The organism is Caballeronia zhejiangensis (assembly GCF_022879815.1).
Taxonomy (GTDB): Bacteria; Pseudomonadota; Gammaproteobacteria; order Burkholderiales; family Burkholderiaceae; genus Caballeronia; species Caballeronia zhejiangensis.
Window position 1 is genome coordinate 2,410,380 of the sequence record NZ_CP084283.1, and the last position, 18,671, is coordinate 2,429,050.

16 protein-coding genes and 1 pseudogene are annotated in these 18,671 nt (G+C 61.5%); 6 read left to right on the forward strand and 11 right to left on the reverse strand.

Features of this window, described 5'->3' with window-relative positions; all coding sequences use genetic code 11:
• The first annotated feature begins 83 nt into the window (after window positions 1-83).
• From LDZ23_RS11525 to LDZ23_RS11540, 4 genes are all read left to right on the forward strand, one after another.
• The gene (locus tag LDZ23_RS11525; protein ID WP_244807615.1) at window positions 84-1,109 is read left to right on the forward strand and encodes an aminoglycoside phosphotransferase family protein; all 1,026 of its coding nucleotides are present in this window, start codon (window positions 84-86) and stop codon (window positions 1,107-1,109) included.
• Between the two features lie 6 nt (window positions 1,110-1,115).
• Window positions 1,116-1,817: an N-acetylmuramate alpha-1-phosphate uridylyltransferase MurU gene (gene murU, locus LDZ23_RS11530; RefSeq protein WP_244807616.1), complete on the forward strand. Its 702-nt coding sequence runs from the start codon at window positions 1,116-1,118 to the stop codon at window positions 1,815-1,817.
• A 76-nt stretch (window positions 1,818-1,893) separates the two neighbouring features.
• Entirely contained in the window at window positions 1,894-3,282 is a 1,389-nt protein-coding gene (gene purB, locus LDZ23_RS11535; protein WP_008342833.1) for an adenylosuccinate lyase, read from the forward strand.
• Window positions 3,283-3,360: 78 nt separating this feature from the next.
• Window positions 3,361-4,724, forward strand: a protein-coding gene (locus tag LDZ23_RS11540) for an IS3 family transposase (protein ID WP_409017632.1) whose coding sequence is annotated in 2 segments (ribosomal slippage) — window positions 3,361-3,832 and window positions 3,832-4,724 — 1,365 coding nt in all. Because the reading frame shifts where the segments join, the coding sequence is not laid out codon by codon here.
• Between the two features lie 60 nt (window positions 4,725-4,784).
• Here LDZ23_RS11540 and LDZ23_RS11545 read toward each other — a convergent pair.
• From LDZ23_RS11545 to edd, 7 genes and pseudogenes are all read right to left on the reverse strand, one after another.
• A complete protein-coding gene (locus tag LDZ23_RS11545; RefSeq protein WP_008342835.1) occupies window positions 4,785-5,282 on the reverse strand; it encodes a gluconokinase in 498 nt (165 codons plus the stop codon).
• 10 nt (window positions 5,283-5,292) lie between these two features.
• Window positions 5,293-6,657 (reverse strand): GntP family permease, encoded by a 1,365-nt coding sequence (locus tag LDZ23_RS11550; RefSeq protein WP_008342836.1) that lies wholly within the window; start codon window positions 6,655-6,657, stop codon window positions 5,293-5,295.
• A 440-nt stretch (window positions 6,658-7,097) separates the two neighbouring features.
• A pseudogene (locus tag LDZ23_RS11555) lies at window positions 7,098-7,997 on the reverse strand (DUF2827 family protein).
• Window positions 7,994-9,145, reverse strand: a complete 1,152-nt coding sequence (locus LDZ23_RS11560; RefSeq protein WP_008342838.1) for a DUF2827 domain-containing protein — start codon at window positions 9,143-9,145, stop codon at window positions 7,994-7,996. Before LDZ23_RS11560 ends, LDZ23_RS11555 begins: the two are co-directional and overlap by 4 nt.
• Window positions 9,142-10,302 carry a DUF2827 domain-containing protein gene (locus LDZ23_RS11565; RefSeq protein WP_342346272.1) on the reverse strand — a complete coding sequence of 387 codons (1,161 nt, stop codon included), beginning with the start codon at window positions 10,300-10,302 and terminating at the stop codon, window positions 9,142-9,144. Before LDZ23_RS11565 ends, LDZ23_RS11560 begins: the two co-directional genes overlap by 4 nt.
• A gap of 471 nt (window positions 10,303-10,773) precedes the next feature.
• Window positions 10,774-11,406: a bifunctional 4-hydroxy-2-oxoglutarate aldolase/2-dehydro-3-deoxy-phosphogluconate aldolase gene (gene eda, locus LDZ23_RS11570; protein ID WP_008342842.1), complete on the reverse strand. Its 633-nt coding sequence runs from the start codon at window positions 11,404-11,406 to the stop codon at window positions 10,774-10,776.
• 91 nt (window positions 11,407-11,497) lie between these two features.
• Window positions 11,498-13,450 (reverse strand): phosphogluconate dehydratase, encoded by a 1,953-nt coding sequence (gene edd / locus LDZ23_RS11575; RefSeq protein ID WP_244807618.1) that lies wholly within the window; start codon window positions 13,448-13,450, stop codon window positions 11,498-11,500.
• A 298-nt stretch (window positions 13,451-13,748) separates the two neighbouring features.
• Between edd and LDZ23_RS11580 the strand changes: the two genes are divergently transcribed.
• Both LDZ23_RS11580 and LDZ23_RS11585 read left to right on the forward strand, forming a co-directional pair.
• The gene (locus LDZ23_RS11580; RefSeq protein ID WP_034471506.1) at window positions 13,749-14,588 is read left to right on the forward strand and encodes a MurR/RpiR family transcriptional regulator; all 840 of its coding nucleotides are present in this window, start codon (window positions 13,749-13,751) and stop codon (window positions 14,586-14,588) included.
• Between the two features lie 438 nt (window positions 14,589-15,026).
• Complete coding sequence (locus LDZ23_RS11585) at window positions 15,027-15,272, forward strand: hypothetical protein (RefSeq protein ID WP_244807619.1); 246 nt, start codon at window positions 15,027-15,029, stop codon at window positions 15,270-15,272.
• Here the strand turns inward: LDZ23_RS11585 and LDZ23_RS11590 are convergent.
• The 4 genes from LDZ23_RS11590 to LDZ23_RS11605 form a co-directional block, all read right to left on the reverse strand.
• On the reverse strand, window positions 15,259-15,675 hold the full coding sequence (locus LDZ23_RS11590; RefSeq protein ID WP_008342849.1) for a CopD family protein: 417 nt from the start codon (window positions 15,673-15,675) through the stop codon (window positions 15,259-15,261). The two genes, LDZ23_RS11585 and LDZ23_RS11590, sit on opposite strands and share 14 nt — an antisense overlap.
• Window positions 15,676-15,687: 12 nt before the next feature.
• The gene (locus tag LDZ23_RS11595; RefSeq protein WP_175982778.1) at window positions 15,688-16,959 is read right to left on the reverse strand and encodes a glutamate-5-semialdehyde dehydrogenase; all 1,272 of its coding nucleotides are present in this window, start codon (window positions 16,957-16,959) and stop codon (window positions 15,688-15,690) included.
• 88 nt (window positions 16,960-17,047) lie between these two features.
• Window positions 17,048-18,139, reverse strand: coding sequence for a DNA polymerase III subunit delta (holA, locus tag LDZ23_RS11600; protein WP_008342853.1), 1,092 nt, complete (start codon window positions 18,137-18,139; stop codon window positions 17,048-17,050).
• 22 nt (window positions 18,140-18,161) lie between these two features.
• Window positions 18,162-18,671 (reverse strand): LPS-assembly lipoprotein LptE, encoded by a 510-nt coding sequence (locus tag LDZ23_RS11605; protein WP_404989936.1) that lies wholly within the window; start codon window positions 18,669-18,671, stop codon window positions 18,162-18,164.

The window sequence follows — 18,671 nt, forward strand, 5'->3', positions numbered from 1 at the left end:
GGGAGCCTGGTGCCAGGCGTGAAACGGATCGCTTAAAAAAGTCGTGGGGTATTATATGGCAAGATGTTTGGCCCCTCGAATTTATGACGCACATTCCTTCCGACGCCCGCCTGAACCAGCTTCGCTCGTGGCTCGAAAACGTCGCCGGACCCTACCGGCTGAACGTCGCGAGCCTCGCTCCCGCCTCCGCCGATGCCAGCTTTCGCCGCTATTTCAGGCTCGAGAGCGATTCGGCGTTCGGCAAAACGCTCATCGCCGTCGATGCGCCGCCGCCGGAAAAATGCCGCGAATTCGTGCAGGTCGCCGGGCTTCTCGAGGCCGCGAACGTGCATGTGCCGAAAGTTTTGGAAACGGATTTCGACGCCGGTTTCATGCTGCTCACCGATCTCGGCACGACGACTTACATGTCGGTGCTCGACGAAAAGAACGCGCGGCCGATGATGCGCGCCGCGATCGACACGCTGATCCGCTTTCAGCAAACCGCGCGCGAAGGCGTGCTGCCGCCGTTCGACGAGGCGTTCCTGCGCCGCGAGATGGAGCTGATGCCCGAGTGGTTCATCGGACGCCATCTGGGCCGTGAAGTCACCGCCGACGAACGCAAGACGCTCAACGCCACGTTCACGCTGCTGGTGCAAAGCGCGCTCGCGCAGCCGCAGACTTTCATGCTGCGTGACTTCATGCCGCGCAATCTGATGGTGTGCGAGCCGAATCCGGGCGTGCTGGACTTTCAGGACGCGGTGTACGGCCCGATCACGTACGACATGGCCTCGCTCATGCGCGACGCGTTCATCAGCTGGGAAGAAGAGTTTCAGCTCGACTGCGTCGCGTATTACTGGGGGCGCGCAAAAAAGGCCGGACTTCCCGTCGATGAGGATTTCGGCGAGTTCTATCGCCAGCTCGAATGGATGGGCCTGCAGCGCCACATCAAGGTGCTCGGCCTCTTCGCGCGGATTCACTATCGCGACGGCAAGCCGCGCTATCTCGCCGATCTGCCGCGCTTCATCGGTTATGCGCGCAAGGTCGCGGAACGCTACGCGCCGCTGTGGCCGTTCGCGCGTCTGCTCGATTCGCTGGAAGGGCGCGCGGTCGATGTCGGCTACACCTTTTAATTCACGATGACGCACGCTTTGAAAACGGCGATGATCTTCGCCGCCGGACGCGGCGAACGCATGCGCCCGCTCACCGACCTCTGTCCGAAGCCGTTGCTGCCGGTCGGCGGAAAGCCTTTGATCATGTGGCAGATCGAGCGTCTCGCGGCGGCGGGCGTCGAAACGATCGTCATCAATCATGCGTGGCTCGGCGATCAGATCGAAAGCGCGCTCGGCGACGGTTCTCAAAGGGGCGTCGAGCTGCGCTATTCGGCCGAGACCGAAGCGCTGGAGACGGCGGGCGGCATCGCACGGGCGCGTCATCTGATCGGCGATGACGTGTTCATCGCGGTAAGCGGCGACGTCTTTTGCGACTTCGATTACGCGACCTTGCGCGAGCGCGCCTCGACGCTCGCTTCGATGCCCTCGCCCGGCATGCATCTCGTGATGGTGCCGAATCCGCCGTTCCATCCGAAGGGCGACTTCGCGCTGAACGACGGCACGCTCGCGCTGGAAGGCGAGCCGCGCTTTACGTTCGGCAACATCGGTCTGTACGACACGCGCATGTTCGACGATCTCGCACCCGGCACGCGCCGCGCACTCACGCCTTACTATCGCGAAACCATCGCGGCCGGGCGCGCGAGCGGCGAGCTCTACGAAGGCCGATGGGAAAACGTCGGCACGCCCGCGCAGCTCCGCGCACTCGACGAGGAACTGCGGGCGGGGTGAGCTTCGGAGATTGGGACGCATCCGATGGTAAAATGCGCGGTTCTCGCGTCTTTTCCTTCCATTGCGACAAGCAATCATGTCCGATACCCGTCCCGATACCCTCTTTGCGCTCACCGCGCTCTCGCCGCTCGACGGCCGCTATGCCGCCAAGACCGAAGCCCTGCGCGACTGGCTTTCCGAAGCCGCGTTCATGCGCCATCGCGTGACGGTTGAGATTCACTGGCTGATCGCGTTGTCGCGCGCGGGTTTGGCCGAAGTGCCGCGCTTCTCCGACGCTTCCGAACAGTTCCTGCTGGGCCTCGCCGAGCGCTTCACCGCGCACGATGCGGCGCGCATCAAGGACATCGAACGCGTGACGAATCACGACGTGAAGGCCGTCGAATACTGGCTCAAGGAGTCGGTCAAGGGTCAGCCGGAACTGGAGCGCGCAAGCGAATTCATCCACTTCGCGTGCACGTCGGAAGACATCAACAACACATCGCACGGTCTGATGCTGGCCGGCGCGCGCGAACGCGTGATTTTGCCCGCGCTGCGCTCGGTGCATGAACGTCTCGTGAAGCTCGCGCACATGCACGCAGAGCAGCCCATGCTTTCGCGCACGCACGGTCAGCCCGCCAGCCCAACGACGCTCGGCAAGGAAATCGCCAATGTCGCGGCGCGTCTTGCGCGCGCGATCACGCGTATCGAGAAGGTCGAACTGCTCGGCAAGATGAACGGCGCGGTCGGCAACTTCAACGCGCATCTGTCGGCGTATCCGGACTTCGACTGGGAAGCGTTCTCGAAAGATGTCGTCGAAAATCGGCTGAAGCTCACGTTCAATCCGTACACGATCCAGATCGAGCCGCACGATTACATGGCCGAACTGTTCGACGCCGTCGCGCGCGCGAACACGATTCTGCTCGACCTCGATCGCGATGTGTGGGGCTACATTTCGCTCGGCTATTTCAAGCAGAAGACGAAGGCCGGTGAAATCGGCTCGTCGACGATGCCGCACAAGGTCAATCCGATCGACTTCGAGAACTCGGAGGGCAATCTCGGCCTCGCGAACGCGACGCTGCGCCATCTCGCGGACAAGCTGCCGGTCTCGCGCTGGCAGCGCGATCTGACCGATTCGACGGTGCTGCGCAATATCGGCGTCGCCTTCGGGTACTCGCTGCTCGCTTACGACGCGCTGATCCGTGGCCTCGACAAGCTCGAAGTGAACGCGGCGCGTCTGAACGAAGATCTCGACAATACGTGGGAAGTGCTCGCCGAGCCGGTGCAGACGGTGATGCGCCGCTACGGCATCGAGAACCCGTATGAGCAATTGAAGGAACTGACGCGCGGCAAGGGCATCACGCGCGAGGCGCTGCAGACGTTCATCGGCGGGCTGGCGATTCCGGCCGACGCGAAGAAGCTGCTCCTTGAGATGACACCCGGCTCGTATATCGGCAAGGCGGTGGAGCTGGCGAAGCGGATCAGCTAGGCAAAAAGGCAAAAGCCCCGGAATTTGAACTGCACCCCAAAAGTTGGACACCCGTTCAACGATTTGGGGTGTTTTTTCATGAGCAAGTACAGCGCACGACTCAAGAGCAGAGTCGTTCAAGACTATTTATCAGGCGAGCGCGGTGGTTACGGAGAGGTGGGGCGTCAACATGGCGTGGGCCAGGGCACGGTGCGTAAATGGGTGGCGGCGTGGCGGGCGCATGGCGAGGCGGCGTTTAAGAAGAAGTACAGTTTCTACGACGGCCCATTCAAACTGAAGGTGCTGCAGTTCATGCACACCAAGGCCCTGTCGTGCCGAGAGACGGCCGCGATCTTCGATATCCGCAATCCGAGCGCGATTAATGTCTGGAAGCGCCGGTATGATTCGGGAGGTATGCAGGCCCTTGAGCCGCGCCCCCGAGGACGCTCCGTGAAGCAACCCAAGTCATCTGCGCCAGCGGTTTCGTCCAAATCCGACGAGGCCCGCACGAAGGAAGAGCTCCTGAAGGAGCTGAACTATCTGCGCATGGAGAATGCGTACCTAAAAAAACTCGATGCCTTGATCCGCTCGGAAAGCCCTACAGCGCAGCGCAAAAAGCGCAAGTAGTGGCCGGGTTGAGGCATGAGTTTGCGCTCGACGGCCTGCTGAAAGTGGCCGGCCTGGCGCGCAGCACGTTCTACTACCAATGCAAGGCTTCACGCAAGGCGGACAAACACGCGCAGCTCAAGGCGCGTATTCGTTCTGTGTTCGAGCAGCACAAAGGGCGTTATGGCTATCGACGCATTACTCACGCAGTCCGGCATTTGGGCACTGTTGTGAATCACAAGACCGTCCAGCGGTTGATGCACCTCATGAAACTGAAGTCGCTGGTGCGCCCGAAGAAGTTTCAAGCCTTCCGCGGGACGGTGGGACGGGTTGCGCCGAACGTGCTGCAAAGACAGTTCGATGCCGCGGGGCCGAACCAGAAGTGGGTCACCGATATCACTGAATTCCGGGTGGGCGAGCGAAAGCTTTATCTATCGCCGGTGCTGGATCTGTATAACGGCGAGATCATCGCCTACGAGACGGCCACTCGTCCGGCATTCGCAATGGTCGCCAACATGATCAAAAAGGCGTTCAGAAGGCTGGAAGTCGATGATCGCCCCTTGGTCCACTCGGATCAAGGCTGGCACTATCAGATGGGCGCTTACCAGGCGTTGCTCTCGCAACGAGCCCTGACGCAAAGCATGTCGCGCAAGGGCAACTGCCACGACAACGCCACCATGGAAAGCTTCTTCGGCACTTTGAAGTCGGAGTTCTTCTACCCCAACCGCTTCGAGAGCATCGAAGCCCTTCAGGCCGGAATCAGACGCTACATTCACTACTACAATCACCACCGCATCAAGCTGAAGCTGAAAGGGCTGAGTCCTGTGATGTACAGAACTCAGCCCTTAGCGGCCTAGCCCAAAACTGTCCAACTTTGCGGGGTCAGTTCAAATTCCGGGGCTTTTTTCATTGGCGCGTCATTTGCGCGTCTTCAACTTCTCGAGCACGTTGTCGACGATCTGCTCGGGCGTGAGCTCGATGCTTTCCGTAATCGCCTCGTCCTCGCCGGGTTCTTCCAGTGTGTCCAGTTGGCTCTGCAACAGCGACGGATCGAAGAAGTGTCCGGTGCGCGAACCGAGACGCTCGCGAAGCACATCCATCGTGCCGTGCAGATAGATGAAGCACACGTCGCGATCGCCGTCGCGCAGGATGTCGCGATACGAGCGTTTCAGCGACGAGCACGTAAATACCGCCGTCTCGCCCGCACGTTGCTTTTCCTCGATCGCGGCACGAATGGTCTTGAGCCACGGCCAGCGATCCTCGTCGGTCAGCGGGATGCCCTTGTGCATCTTCTCCTTGTTCGCGGCGCTGTGGAACGCGTCGCCGTCGGTGAAAGTGCAGTGCAGCCGCTCCGCCAGCATCTCGCCGATGAGGGACTTGCCGGCACCCGACACGCCCATTGCGATCAAAATCATCGAAGTCTCCTTACACGAACATCGCGAGCACGAAGGTCAAGCCCAGGCCCATCAGAGAGATGATCGTTTCGAGCAACGACCACGTCTTGAACGTCTGACCGACCGTCATCCCGAAATACTCTTTGATCAACCAGAAGCCGCCGTCGTTCACATGCGAGAAGATCAGCGAGCCGGAGCCGGTGGCAAGCACCAGCAGTTCCGGGCTCGTGTGACCGCCCGCCGCGGCGGCGATCGGCGCAACGATGCCGCAGGCGGTGGTCATCGCGACCGTGGCCGAGCCTGTCGCCAGACGGATGAGCGCGGCGACGAACCAGCCAAGCAACAGCGGCGACAGGCTCGCCGACGACGCGGTCGCGACGATCTGCTGCGAAATGCCGCTATCGCGCAGAACCTGGCCGAAGCCGCCGCCAGCGCCGACGATCAGCGTAATGCCCGCGATCGGCGCTAGGCACTCGCCGCAGAACTTCTGAATCTGCTCACGGTTGAAGCCCTGCTTCGCGCCGAACGTCCAGAAGCTGACCAGCACGGCGATCAACAGCGCCATATCCGACTGGCCGATGAAACGCAGCAAATCGTTCGGCAGCGTTTTCGGCGTGAAAACCAGATCGGCCCAGCTCCCGATCAACATCAGAATGACTGGCAGCAGAATGGTGAACAACGTGATGCCGAAGCTCGGCAAATCGCGCTTCTTCTCGGTATCGCCGTGCTTCTGGGTGAACTGGTCGGCGAGCGCGTTGGCGTCGGGCAGCTTGATGTATTTGTGGATCAACAGCGCGAACAGCGGACCGGCGACGATTGCAGTCGGCACGCCGACGATCAGACCGTAGGCGATTGTCTTTCCGATATCGGCGTGATACGCCTGCACCGCGAGCAACGCAGCCGGGTGCGGCGGAATCAGACCGTGCACGACCGAGAGACCCGCCACCATCGGCAGACCGATCAACAGCAGCGACTTGCCGGTGCGCTTCGCGACGTTGAACGCAATGGGAATCAGCAGCACGAAGCCCACTTCGAAGAACACCGGCAAGCCGACGATGATCGCGACGACCATCATCGCCCAGTGAATGTTCTTCTCACCGAAGAGATTAATCAGCGTATTGGCGATGCGCTCGGCTCCGCCCGATTCGGCCATCATCTTGCCGAGCATCGTGCCAAGGCCGACGACGACAGCAATGTGACCGAGCGTATTTCCGTTGCCGGTTTCGAACGACTTCACGATTTTGTCCATCGGCATGCCGACCGCGAGGGCAAGCAATACGGACACGATCATGAGAACGAGGAACGGGTAAACCTTATAGCGGGCGATCATCAGGATCAGAACCGCGATCGCGATCACCGCGTAGAGCAGTAGCATGCTCCCGTGGACGGCTGGCATAACGCCTCCTTGATTTTGTTGAGGTTTTCTGCGCTATGTATGCGTTTGCCGTCGTTGCACTGCACACGCGGCAACATCCGGCAAGCGCAAACACGGCGCTGGGCAACGGAATTTTACTTGTAAGCGAGGAAGTCGGCCGAGAAATGGCAGCGAGAAGCGCGCGCGTGCGAAACGCGGCCCCGCTTCCCACCGGACATCCAATTGGCGCGCGCGGCTTCCGCTTGGCCTGAGCTGCGGATTGTCGGCGCGGAACCACGATTACTTGGCGATCCTTGCAATCCGGACGGCGTCCCGCCACACGGACATGTCGTCCGGATCGTTAGCTTCTTGCCGGTAAGCCGCTAACGTGGCGCCCTGACCGTCTGCCAGGTTGCATACCGCGCCGCCAGAACTCTTCTTGCCTCGCGCCATGGCATCTCGGCGACTCAGCACCCCCCCGGTTAAAAGTAATTCAGCGGATTTTCCCAATGCTGCGACACGACGATATCGGTATGCTTGGCAAGATACGTCGAGGTGTCGAAGCGTCCGAGAAACACCGCCTTGTGATTCCGCACGATGTCCAGCTGGTTCTTCAGCGCAATGAATTCGCGGCACTGCGTGGCCAGATGCTGCGCGTTGGTCACCTGAAGCAATTGAATGTCGTCAGGCCGTTCGCGATAAGCCAATTCCGCGATCATCGCCGGATAAAGACAGATATTCGGCTCCATCACGCTCAGCCGACGCGGCCCGCGTGCGGCTGATGCTCGCCCGGAATGCGGAGACGAAGCGGTACGCGCCTTCAGGAAAATGGGGCTCCAGATGAATTGCACCATCCGCGCGGTTTGACGACGCATGACTTCAAAGTACGGCGCGCTGATGTTCGCAACTTGCGGAATTCAGATGTCGTCGTAGCGTTGATCGACGAAAAGGTTGTCGCCGAAAGTCGGTCTTTTGAACAGAATCGACTCCATCGCTTGGACGCATTCGAAACCGCAACAATAAGAGATGAGGCGCGCGCACCGCTCCTTCAGATAAGCCGTCGCGTTCGCGTCGATCTGGCCACCAAGCTCGATCAACACATCGACCTTGTCCTTCGCATCATCGAATGTGACGGTGAGCCAGCGCTCGAGATCCCAGGGCAATTGGTTCGTGTTCGCCACATGCGTCGTGTTGAGGAGCACGACGCTCTCGACGTTCGGACAGTTCTTGAGTGCTTCCGCGAGAAACACCGCGTTCTGCTTGATACCGTTGTTCCACAACGTTTCGGCCTCGTGAAACAGGCCGATCGTATGCCAGTTCGCAACTTCTTCATTCCCGTTAACGCCGTTGCCTCGCGGCAGATGCTTGAATCCCGAACTCACGCCTTCGCGTACACGGCCTCGATCGCCCGCGTGTAGATCCGCACGTTGTCTTCGTTTTCCGGGTCGAGCGTGTGAAGGAACTTCTTCGCGGTCGCGCGATAGCTTTCGAGATTGGCATCGTGCTCGGCGAAGGCGCGAAGCAACGCGCGGCCACCCTCTTCGCAATCAAATTCGTGATAGCGATAGCCGCACTCGCCGATAAGATGCGAGTTGTGAATCAGCGGATAGCCGCCGTAGAGCGCTTCGTAATAAACGTAGTTCTGCGGGTTTTCCCACTGATGGCTCACGACCGCATCGACGGAGGCCGGCACGATATGCGCGAAGGGGAAGCGTCCCTCGAAGTTGCCAAGCCCGTGTCTCACGTAATCGAGGCTATGCGCAAAGCCGACGAACGCCGCGTGATCCTTCAGCTTGAACGTGTTGAAGGCCCACACGCGTTCGAGCATGTCCGGATTCTCGCGATGCGCCGCGTCGCAGGCGAGCATTGGGATATAGCTCGTTTTCACCATGCAGACGTTCGGCTCGAAAATGCCCACGCGCCAACGGCGGCGCCCCGGCTGATAACCGAACTTCTGACCGTTGGGCAGCTTTGCCGCTTCACGTTCGAGTACGACCGGGCTCCACAGGTGTGGCATCAGCTTCACCGGCGCGCGGAAGAGCGTTTCGAAATACGGTTTGCAACTGACTTCGTATTCGGGCAGCGTCCAGACTTCGTCGTAAGGCGCGCCCGAAATCAGCAGCGCGTGCTGGAGATTGAAGACCATGCGTTCGATATCGATGACATAGTCGTTACCGACACGCATCGTGATGACCTTGCCGCCCTTCTCGCGGAACTTGATCGCCCATTCCTTGCTGAGCTGCGCGCTCATTTCGATCATGACGTCGAGTTTCGACATGGCCGTTTCCATGTCGATGAGCGGCACGGGTGAATCAGACAGGAAGCGCTTTGCGTCTTCGGGGCCGCCGTCGCCGCCGCCCGTCACGAGATAAGTCGATTTCACGCGCGGCGAGCGCATGAGCAACATCACGAGATAAAGGCAGTTCTGGAAGATGCCGTTTTCCCACAGCGACTGCTCGCCCTTGCGGATAAAAATGGAAACGCCGACGGTGATCCGCTCCGGCATGCGGGATTTGCTTTGCATGTTCATACGCCTACCTCGAGCTTGCTTCCCGCACAAAGGATGATCAACCGTTCTGCGAACGCATCCAGGTTGGCTTGATTGAAAGGACTGACCGCGTCGATGACGCGCTGTGCATCTGCGCGATATGCATTGAGATTGTCGTCATGCTCACGGAACGCGCGCAGCAACTGACGTCCGCCCTCTTGCGCGTCGAAACCCGGATAGTAGTAACCGGCGTCCTTCAGCCACGGCGAATTGTGGACGAGGGGATAGCCGCCATAAAGCACATCCAGGTACAGGTAATTCTGATCGTTGCCCCACTGATGCGACACGACTGCATCGGCGTATTGCGCCATGAAACCAGCGATATCGTTACGGCCATGGAACGTCGCCTTCGAGGCTTTTACAATGTCGAGCGAGTTGGCCATGTACATGAGCGTCGGGTGATCTTTCATGTGCATGGAATTGAGCACATGCATGGCGGACACGCTCGAACGATCCGCGCGATACGCCTCTTCGCAGACGAGCATTGGAATGCTCGACGTTTTCACCACCGAAATATTCGGCTCGAAGATTGCGACCCGGAAACCTTGCGGCTGGATGGCCGGTTGGGCCGACTTGTCCGCGCGGCGCTCGTAGCCGAAGCGCAGACCGTGCTCCTCGACTTCGACGATACGGCTCTCGATGAACTGCGGATGCCAGATGAACGGAATGATATGAACGGGACAGCGATGCAGCATACGCATCATCGGGACGAAAGCACGATCCTTCAACATCAGCCAGACCTGGTCGTAACGGTCCGCGCGCATGACGTGCACGGGTTTGTCGAACACCGGCGCTTCGACGAGCCCGACGTACGGCTGGCCGCAGCAGTAGTACGCGACTTTCTTGCCACGCGCGCGCATGAGATCGAGCCATTCGGTGTCGAGCGCGCCGCCCATTTCGAAGATGACGTCGACGGCGTCGGTCGCATCATGCGTCCGCATGATGCGCAGGCCTTTCGACGCGGCGTCCACCTGCGGCGGCAATGCGTTCTGGTCGCCCACGTCGATGAGCGAAACACTCGCGATGAACGTAAGCTTTTGAAGCGCTTCCGACAAGAAGATCACGTTCTGGCCCAGGCCGTTTTGCCAGATGCTTTGGCCTTGATGTGTGACGACTGATATTCCGACTCGGATGGTCATCGGATTGGCATCGTTTCGGCCGGCACACTGTTGAACGCTGATGCGGCGGGATCAGCGTTGGTGCGAGCAGCATCGCGCGGAAGTACGGAGGCATGGTGCAGCATGCGCCGAACCGTCCTGATTCGCTCCCGCGGTTAAATACATCGGGAACTTCTGAAAGCTAAATATATAGAAAAATCTCTAGAATTCCCAGTGAACCAGGGATTAATGAGACAAGTCCTATGCGAGTCTTAAAATGCGCAAAACGTCTTAAACACAATGCGTTTCGAAATTTGGATTTATACGATTCAAATATTGATCGAATCGCTTGACGAAAAAGCTTGATGTTCGCGTGCTCGACTGACGGCGCACGCGAAAGCATGTCTGAAGAGGAGCATCGTCGGGCGCGAATTGCCCTGACCGAAAGGCGAAAAAACAAAACGCGCCCGGCCGCTCGCACGGCCGCGACGCGTTTTCGATTAGTGCAGCAATTTACTTATGCGGCGCCAATTCGCTCGCCGCCCGCGCGAGGCGCGTGACTTCCTCCCAATTCTGCGCGGCGAGCGCGGCCTTCGGCGTGAGCCACGACCCACCGACGCACACCACATTCGGCTGCGCCAGGAAGCTCGACGCGGTTTCTGCCGTGATGCCGCCCGTCGGACAGAATTTCAGGTTCGGGAACGGTCCGTAGAACGCCTGAAGCATCGGAATGCCGCCCGCCTGTTGCGCCGGAAAGAACTTGACGATTTCATAGCCGAGTTCCATCGCCGTGATGATATCGCTTGGCGTCATCACGCCCGGCAGGAGCGGCAATCCGGCGTCCTGCGCGGCCTTGTGCATGTCCTTCGTGAGACCGGGCGACACGCCGAACTGCGCGCCCGCCTTCTTCGCCTGCGCGCAATGCTCCGGCTTCGTGATGGTGCCCACGCCGACGACGATATCGTCTGCCAGTTGGCTCGCGCGCTCGATCGCACCGATGCCCGCCGGCGTGCGCAGCGTGATTTCCAGCACCTTCACGCCGCCCGCATGCAGCGCACGCGACACGTGCTCGCCTTGCTCGATCGTTTCGAAAGCCAGAACCGGGATCACCGGTCCCAGACGCACGATTTCGCTTACCGTTTTCATTTGATACGACTCCTGGTTTTTGAGCGGCGCCATTGGGGTCTGTCCGCGGGTTTCTCTCAGGTCCCGGGCGATACGCCCTTCGTTGTTCCGTTCAGTGATTCGTGGCGTGCGCCTTGTTCAACGCCGACGCCGCCGCCCGCGCATTGTCGCGAAGCGCGTTTCGTTCGGGCGCGGCGGCCGTCGCATGGGCGTGTCCGTCGTGGCTTGCTGCCGCGCCGATCAACGCGCCGAAGACCGACGCGCCCTGCTCCGCCGGCAACGCCGCGCTGCGGAACACGCCGAACAACTCGCGGCCGAAGCCCGCTTCGTTCTCCGCTTGATGCAGCGGAGCCTCGACTTCGCGTGATGCCCACTCGTTCGCATCGATTTCGATGTCGAGCACGCCCGCGGGTGCGTCGATCACGAGCATATCTCCGGTGCGGACCTTGCCGAGCGGACCTTGCAGCAGCGCTTCCGGCGATACGTGAATGACCGCCGGGACCTTGCCCGATGCGCCCGACATGCGTCCATCGGTCACTAGCGCGACGTGAAAGCCCTGATCCTGCAATACGCCCAGAAGCGGCGTCAATCGATGCAACTCCGGCATGCCGTTCGCGCGCGCGCCCTGGAAACGCACGACGGCGACGAAATTGCGCTTCAGTTCGCCCTTGTCGAACGCTTCCTGCACTTCTTCCTGCGAATTGAAGACGATGGCCGGCGCCTTCACCACGCGATGCTCCGGCGCCACCGCCGATATCTTGATGACGCCGCGCCCGAGCTTGCCCTGCATCAGCCGCAGTCCGCCGTCCGGCTGGAACGGCTCGCCGATCGCGCGCAGCACCTTCGTGTCGTGGCTCTCCGCCACGCCGTCGACCCATTGCAGTTTGCCGTCGATGAGCTTCGGCTCCTTGGTGTAATGCGACAGCCCTTTGCCGACGACCGTCTGCACGTCCTCATGCAGCAGCCCGCCTTCGAGCAGATTGCGCACGAGGAACGCGACGCCGCCTGCTGCGTGGAAGTGATTCACGTCGGCCTTGCCATTCGGGTAGATCTTCGCGAGCAGCGGTACGACCTGCGACAGCTCGTCGAAATCGTTCCAGTCGATCACGATGCCCGCCGCCCGCGCGATCGCCACGAGATGCAGCGTGTGATTGGTCGAACCGCCCGTCGCGAGCAGCGCAACGATGCCGTTCACGATCGCCTTTTCATCGACGACATGACCGATCGGCGTGTAGTTGCCGCGTTCGAGCGTGATATCGAGCACGCGGCGCGCGGCCTCGGCGGTGAGCGCGTCGCGCAGTTCCGTATGCGGATGCACGAACGCCGCGCTCGGCAGATGCAGGCCCATCACTTCCATCAGCATCTGGTTGCTGTTGGCGGTGCCGTAGAATGTGCAGGTGCCGTGACCGTGATACGCCGCCGCTTCGGCTTCGAGCAGCGCGCCGCGATCGCACTTGCCGGTCGCGAATTCCTGGCGCACCTTGGCTTTTTCGTCGTTGGTGAGGCCGCTCGTCATCGGGCCGGCTGGGACGAAAATGGTCGGCAGATGGCCGAACTGCAGCGCGCCGATCGCGAGTCCGGGCACGATCTTGTCGCACACGCCAAGGCACAGCGCCGCGTCGAACATGTTGTGCGTCAGCGCGACGGCCGTGCTCATCGCGATGACTTCCCGCGAGAACAGCGACAGCTCCATGCCCGCGTTGCCTTGCGTGATGCCGTCGCACATAGCCGGCACGCCGCCCGCGAATTGCGCGATGCCGCCATGCGCGCGCGCCGCCTGCTTGATGATGTCCGGAAAGCTCTTGTACGGCGCGTGCGCGGAGAGCATCTCGTTATAAGACGACACGATACCGATGTTCGGCTCGCGCACCGCCTTGATCGCGAACTTTTCTTGGCCCTCGAGGCCGGCGAAGCCGTGCGCGAGATTGGCGCAGGACAGCGCACCGCGCGCCGGGAACAGGCCGTGCGCCGCGTCGATGCGCGCGAGATAGGCTGCGCGCGTCGGTTTGCTGCGTTCGATGATGCGATCGGTGACGTTCTTGAGTTGCGGATGCGGGGAAACCATCGAAGCTCCTTCGTCTCACTCCCGGCTGCCTGCCGTTGAGATTGGGTTGAACATTGCGAGGGACGGCGTTTGGATCGTTGTCTTGTGATGGTGCCGTGTCTCGCGAGTTTAGGAGAAAAACTACACGATGACAATCGAAAACCTGGCCAAAACGACAAGCAGTCAAATGAATAAGACACTTATCCCGCGGACGTTTACGGGATTTCCCTAAGATTCCGCATGCGGCTTATGTAGTATTTGTACAAAACTGATCATCCGTTATAGTCCGTAGCAATTTTCAGAATAGGCGAGAATTCCGATGTTGCTGTCCCAAGTCGAAGCGATGCGCGCGCAACTGCGTCCGTCCGAGCGCAAGCTGGCTGAGTACGTGCTGGAAGCGCCGCGCGAGGTGCTCGACCTTTCGATGACCGAATTCGCCGCGCGCGCGGGCGTCAGCCAGCCGACGATTGCGCGTTTCTGTCAGGCGCTCGGCTTTTCGGGATTTCGCGAGTTCAAGATTCGCTTGGCGCAAGGGGTAGCAGCGGATGTTCCTACCGTGTATCGCGACGTCCGCACAGATGAACCGGCCGCCGGCGTCGCGGCGAAGGTGCTCGACCGGACCATCGGCGCATTGATCGCGGTGCGCAACAGCCTGTCGTCGGACAGTGTCGCGGCCGCGATCGCGATGCTCGCGGAAGCACGGCGCATCGAGTTCTACGGCGCGGGCGGCTCGGGCATCGCCGCGCTCGACATGCAGCACAAATTTTTTCGGTTGGGCGTGCCATCTGTCGCATACTCGGACCCGCACACGTACACCACTTCGGCGGCGCTTCTTGGTGCGGGCGATGTAGTCGTCGCGATATCGAATACGGGACGCACGCGGGACATTCTCGACGCGTGCAGATCGGCGCTGAATGGCGGAGCGAAGGTCATTGCGATCACGCACGGCAATTCGCCGCTCGCGCGTCTCGCCACAGTCGGATTGTTCGCAAACGTCGATGAAGATACCGACATATTTTCGCCGATGACATCGCGCGTTTCACATCTCGCGATCGGCGACATTTTGGCAGTCGGTCTTGCCCTGGCGCGCGGACCCGCGCTGGCGGAAAAGCTCGCGGAAGCGAAGGACGTGCTCGAAGGGCGGCGTGTGGGTGCGTAGACGGCGAAGTTCGCTTCGACGTCGAATGAAGGGCGATGGATCGCCTATTCTCCCACCAACCCGATGTCTTGCAGGACCATGGAACGTGGACTGTTCCTTTACTGTCGAGCGCTTTGAAATCTGTGTTTATGGCGGAAAGCCGGACGAAGCGCTCGCGCCGCTGTGCGCATGCAATCATTACCTGCGGTCTTCCACGCTGACATGATCGATACACCCCGACGTCTCCACATGCGGAGCGTGGGCATGTCGTTGCTGGCGATCAACGTGTCGAACATGCGGCTCCCGCCGATTACGTCGGCGATCTGGCATGTTTCAGCGAAAAGCTATTGAAACTTCCGAAAGATGGCCAGCCCCATCGGCCGTCGCCCGCGATGGAGCCAGTCGACTATCCGGCGAAGAAGCCAACCGCAGAGATTAATATCGGTATCAGGAAGGGAAGTGTTCGAGCGCATCGACGGCGCTATGTTCATGCGCGCGTACATGCCCGGCTGGCTGGTCGCGGACACGGTCGAGGAATATATCGAAGCGGCGGTCAGGCTCGCGAACAATCACGAAGAACGCGAATCGCTGCGCCGCTACATGCTCGAGAAGAATGTGGTCCAGCGTTTCTTCGAGAGCCGTCCCGAAGTGTTCGGGGAAATGGTCCTCGATCTGGTGAAGCAGGAACGCGTCAGAACGGCTTGATCACGACGAGCAGCGTCGCGCCGAGCAGCCCGAGCACCGGCAGCTCGTTATACATCCGATACCACTTGTCCGAACGCTTGTTTTCGCCGCGCTGAAATGTGTGCAGCAAGCGCCCGCAATATGCGTGATAGGCGATCAGCAGGACGACGATCGTCAGCTTAGCGTGCAGCCAGCCCTGCCCCGCGCCGATGCCCACGACGAGCCACAGCCACAGCCCGCACGCGAGCGCGGGCACGGCGATGAACGTCATGAAGCGAAAGAGCTTGCGCGCCATGAGCAGCAGGCGCGCGGTGGCCGCGGGGTCTTTCTCCATCGCAAGGTTCACGAAGATGCGCGGCAGATAGAACAGCCCCGCGAACCATGAAGCGACGAGCACGATATGCAGCGATTTGATCCAGAGCATCGGTTCTGATTTTTATTGACGGACTTCGCCGCGCCCCAGCACGACATATTTGAGCGACGTGAGCCCTTCGAGACCGACCGGTCCGCGCGCATGCAGCTTGTCGTTCGAGATGCCGATTTCCGCGCCCAGACCGAATTCGAAGCCGTCCGCGAAACGCGTCGATGCGTTGACCATCACGCTCGCCGAATCGACTTCGCGCAGGAAGCGCATCGCGCGGTCGTGGTCTTCGGTGACGATGGCGTCCGTGTGGTGCGAGCCGTACGTGTTGATGTGCTCGATCGCCTCGTCGAGATCGCCGACGACCTTGATCGCCAGCACCGGCGCCAGATATTCCGTGCTCCAGTCTTCTTCGGTCGCGTCGACGAGCGAGCCGACCTGCGCCGCTTCGAGCACGGCGCGCGCTTGCCCATCGACGCGCAACTCGACGTCCTTCGCCTGGAACGCGCGCGCGAGTTGCGGCAGCGCCTCGTTCGCGATGCCGCGCGCGACGAGCAGCGTTTCCATCGTGTTGCAGGTGCCGTAACGATGCGTCTTCGCGTTGTCGCAAATGGCCGCTGCTTTCGCGAGATCGGCGCGATCGTCGACGTAGACGTGGCAGATGCCGTCGAGATGCTTGATCATCGGCACGCGCGCTTCTTCCATCAGGCGCGCGATCAGGCTTTTGCCGCCGCGCGGCACGATAACGTCGACGAATTCGGTCATCGTGATGAGCTTGCCGACCGCCGCGCGATCCGCCGTCTCGACGACCTGCACCGCGTCCTGCGGCAAGCCCGCCGCTTCGAGCCCGACGCCGATCAGCTTCGCGAGCGCCGTGTTGCATTCGAGCGCCTCGGAGCCACCGCGCAGAATGGTCGCGTTGCCGGATTTGAGACAGAGCGCGGCGGCGTCGATGGTCACGTTGGGCCGCGATTCATAGATGATGCCGATCACGCCGAGCGGCACGCGCATCTGCCCGACCTGAATGCCGCTCGGACGGAACTTGAGCCCGCTGATCTCGCCGATCGGATCGGCCAGCCCGGCGACCTGACGCAAGCCTTCGACCATCGTGTTCAGCGCCTTGTCCGAAAGCGTCAGGCGGTCGATGAACGCCGCGTCGTGACCCTTTTCGCGCGCGCGGGCGAGATCGCGCGCATTCGCTTCCTTGAGCGCTTCGCGCTCGCGCTCGATGGCGTCGGCCACCTTGATGAGCGCCGCGTTCTTCGCCGCCGTCGACGCCCGCGCCATCGCGCGCGACGCCTTGCGGGCGCGGCGGCCGAGGTCGGTCATGTATTGATCGATGTTCATCGTGGGTCTCGTTGCGTCGGCGCTGCGCGCGTCGAAAAGTTCATTCTAAGCTGTTGCACAGATTGCAACAGCGCGTGACGGAAGCGTTCTAGCGACGCGGTCGTGGCGCTGGCGCGGGCTGCGCCGTCTTGCCGCCGTGCGCGACGGCCATCGCCAATTCGAACATGCCGGCCCACGGATCCGGCGGCGGCTCGCTGCCGCGCTTGCCCGTGCTGCCCGACAGTCCCTTCACCTGCCGATCCAGCCGCGCCGCCAGCGACAGCGCCTTTTCCAGCGCCTCGTCCGTCACGCGCGAGAGCGCCGGGCCGATCAGCCGTTCGCGCGGACCCCAGACGCGGTTCTCGCGCATGAGCGTCGCGAGCGGCTTGCCCGATGCGACGCCGCGCTTGATGCGCAGCAGCGTGCGAACTTCCTCGACGAGCGCCCACAGCACGAGCACTGCCGCCTCGCCTTCGCCTTTGAGGCCATCGAGCATGCGCGCGAGACGGCCGACATCGCCCGTCAGCATCGCTTCGTTGAGTTTGAACACGTCGTAGCGCGCGACGTTCAGCACCGCGTCGTGAATCTGCTCGAACGTGAGCACGCCCTCGGGATACAGCAGCCCGAGCTTCTGGATTTCCTGATGCGCGGCGAGCAGATTGCCTTCCACGCGTTCCGCGATGAACGACAGCGCGCGCCGCCCTTCCTCGCCCGGCGCGACACGCTGGCCTTGCTGCGCGAGGCGCTGGCCGACCCACATGGGCAACTGCGCGCGCTCGATCGGATCGACCTTCAACGCGACGCCCGCGCCCAGCAACGCCGTGAACCAGCCGGATTTCTGCGTCGCGCCGTCGAGACGCGGCAGCGTAACGAGTGTCACGACGTCCGGGTTATCGGCATCGGCGAGCGTCTTCAGCGCTTCGGCGCCTTCCTTGCCGGGCTTGCCAGTCGGAATGCGCAGTTCGATCAGTTGACGGTCGCCGAACAGCGACATCGACTGCGTTGCGCCGATGAGCGCGCTCCAGTCGAATCCACGCTCGACCGTGAACACAGTGCGATCCGTGAAGCCCGCCGCGCGCGCCGTTGCCCGAATGCGGTCGCACGCTTCCTGCGCAAGCAGATGCTCGTCGCCGTAGACGACGTACAGCCCTTTCAGGCCTTTGGCGAGATGCGCTTCGAGCGCGTCGAGCTTCAGTTGCATGATGCCAAGCGAACCCGGCCGATCAAAGCGGCGGCACCGGCAGCGGCGCGCGCGGCGCGACGCCCGGTGTCTGCTCGCCCGGCGCCGGGTGCAGCGAACGCACGGTCGCGAGACGGCGCGTCAGCTGATCGACGGCGTCGTTGCGCATGTCGTTGTAGAGCAGCGTCGCTTCCTGCGATTTCGCGAGCGTGTATTGATCGCTGTATGTCATCGAGCGATTCAGCGCGATGGTGCTCGGCGGAATCAGTAACGTGCCGTCGGCGCCGAGCAGTGTGTAGTTCAGCGAGAAGACGAGCTCGTATTCCTGGATCACGCCCTGCGCGTTCAGGCTCAGCGTGCGCATGCCCTGGCCTTCGTTCAGATTGAGCGTCGCGTCCGGCTTCTCGAACGGTTTGACGATCACGGTGTCGCTGCCGCCCTGAACCATGCGCTCGAGGCGCGCGACCATCTGCGGCGTGCCGCCGGTGATCGCGAGCCGCTTGAACGCGTAGTCCTGCTGGCCGCGAAGCTGGAAGCCGCACGCGGACAGCAT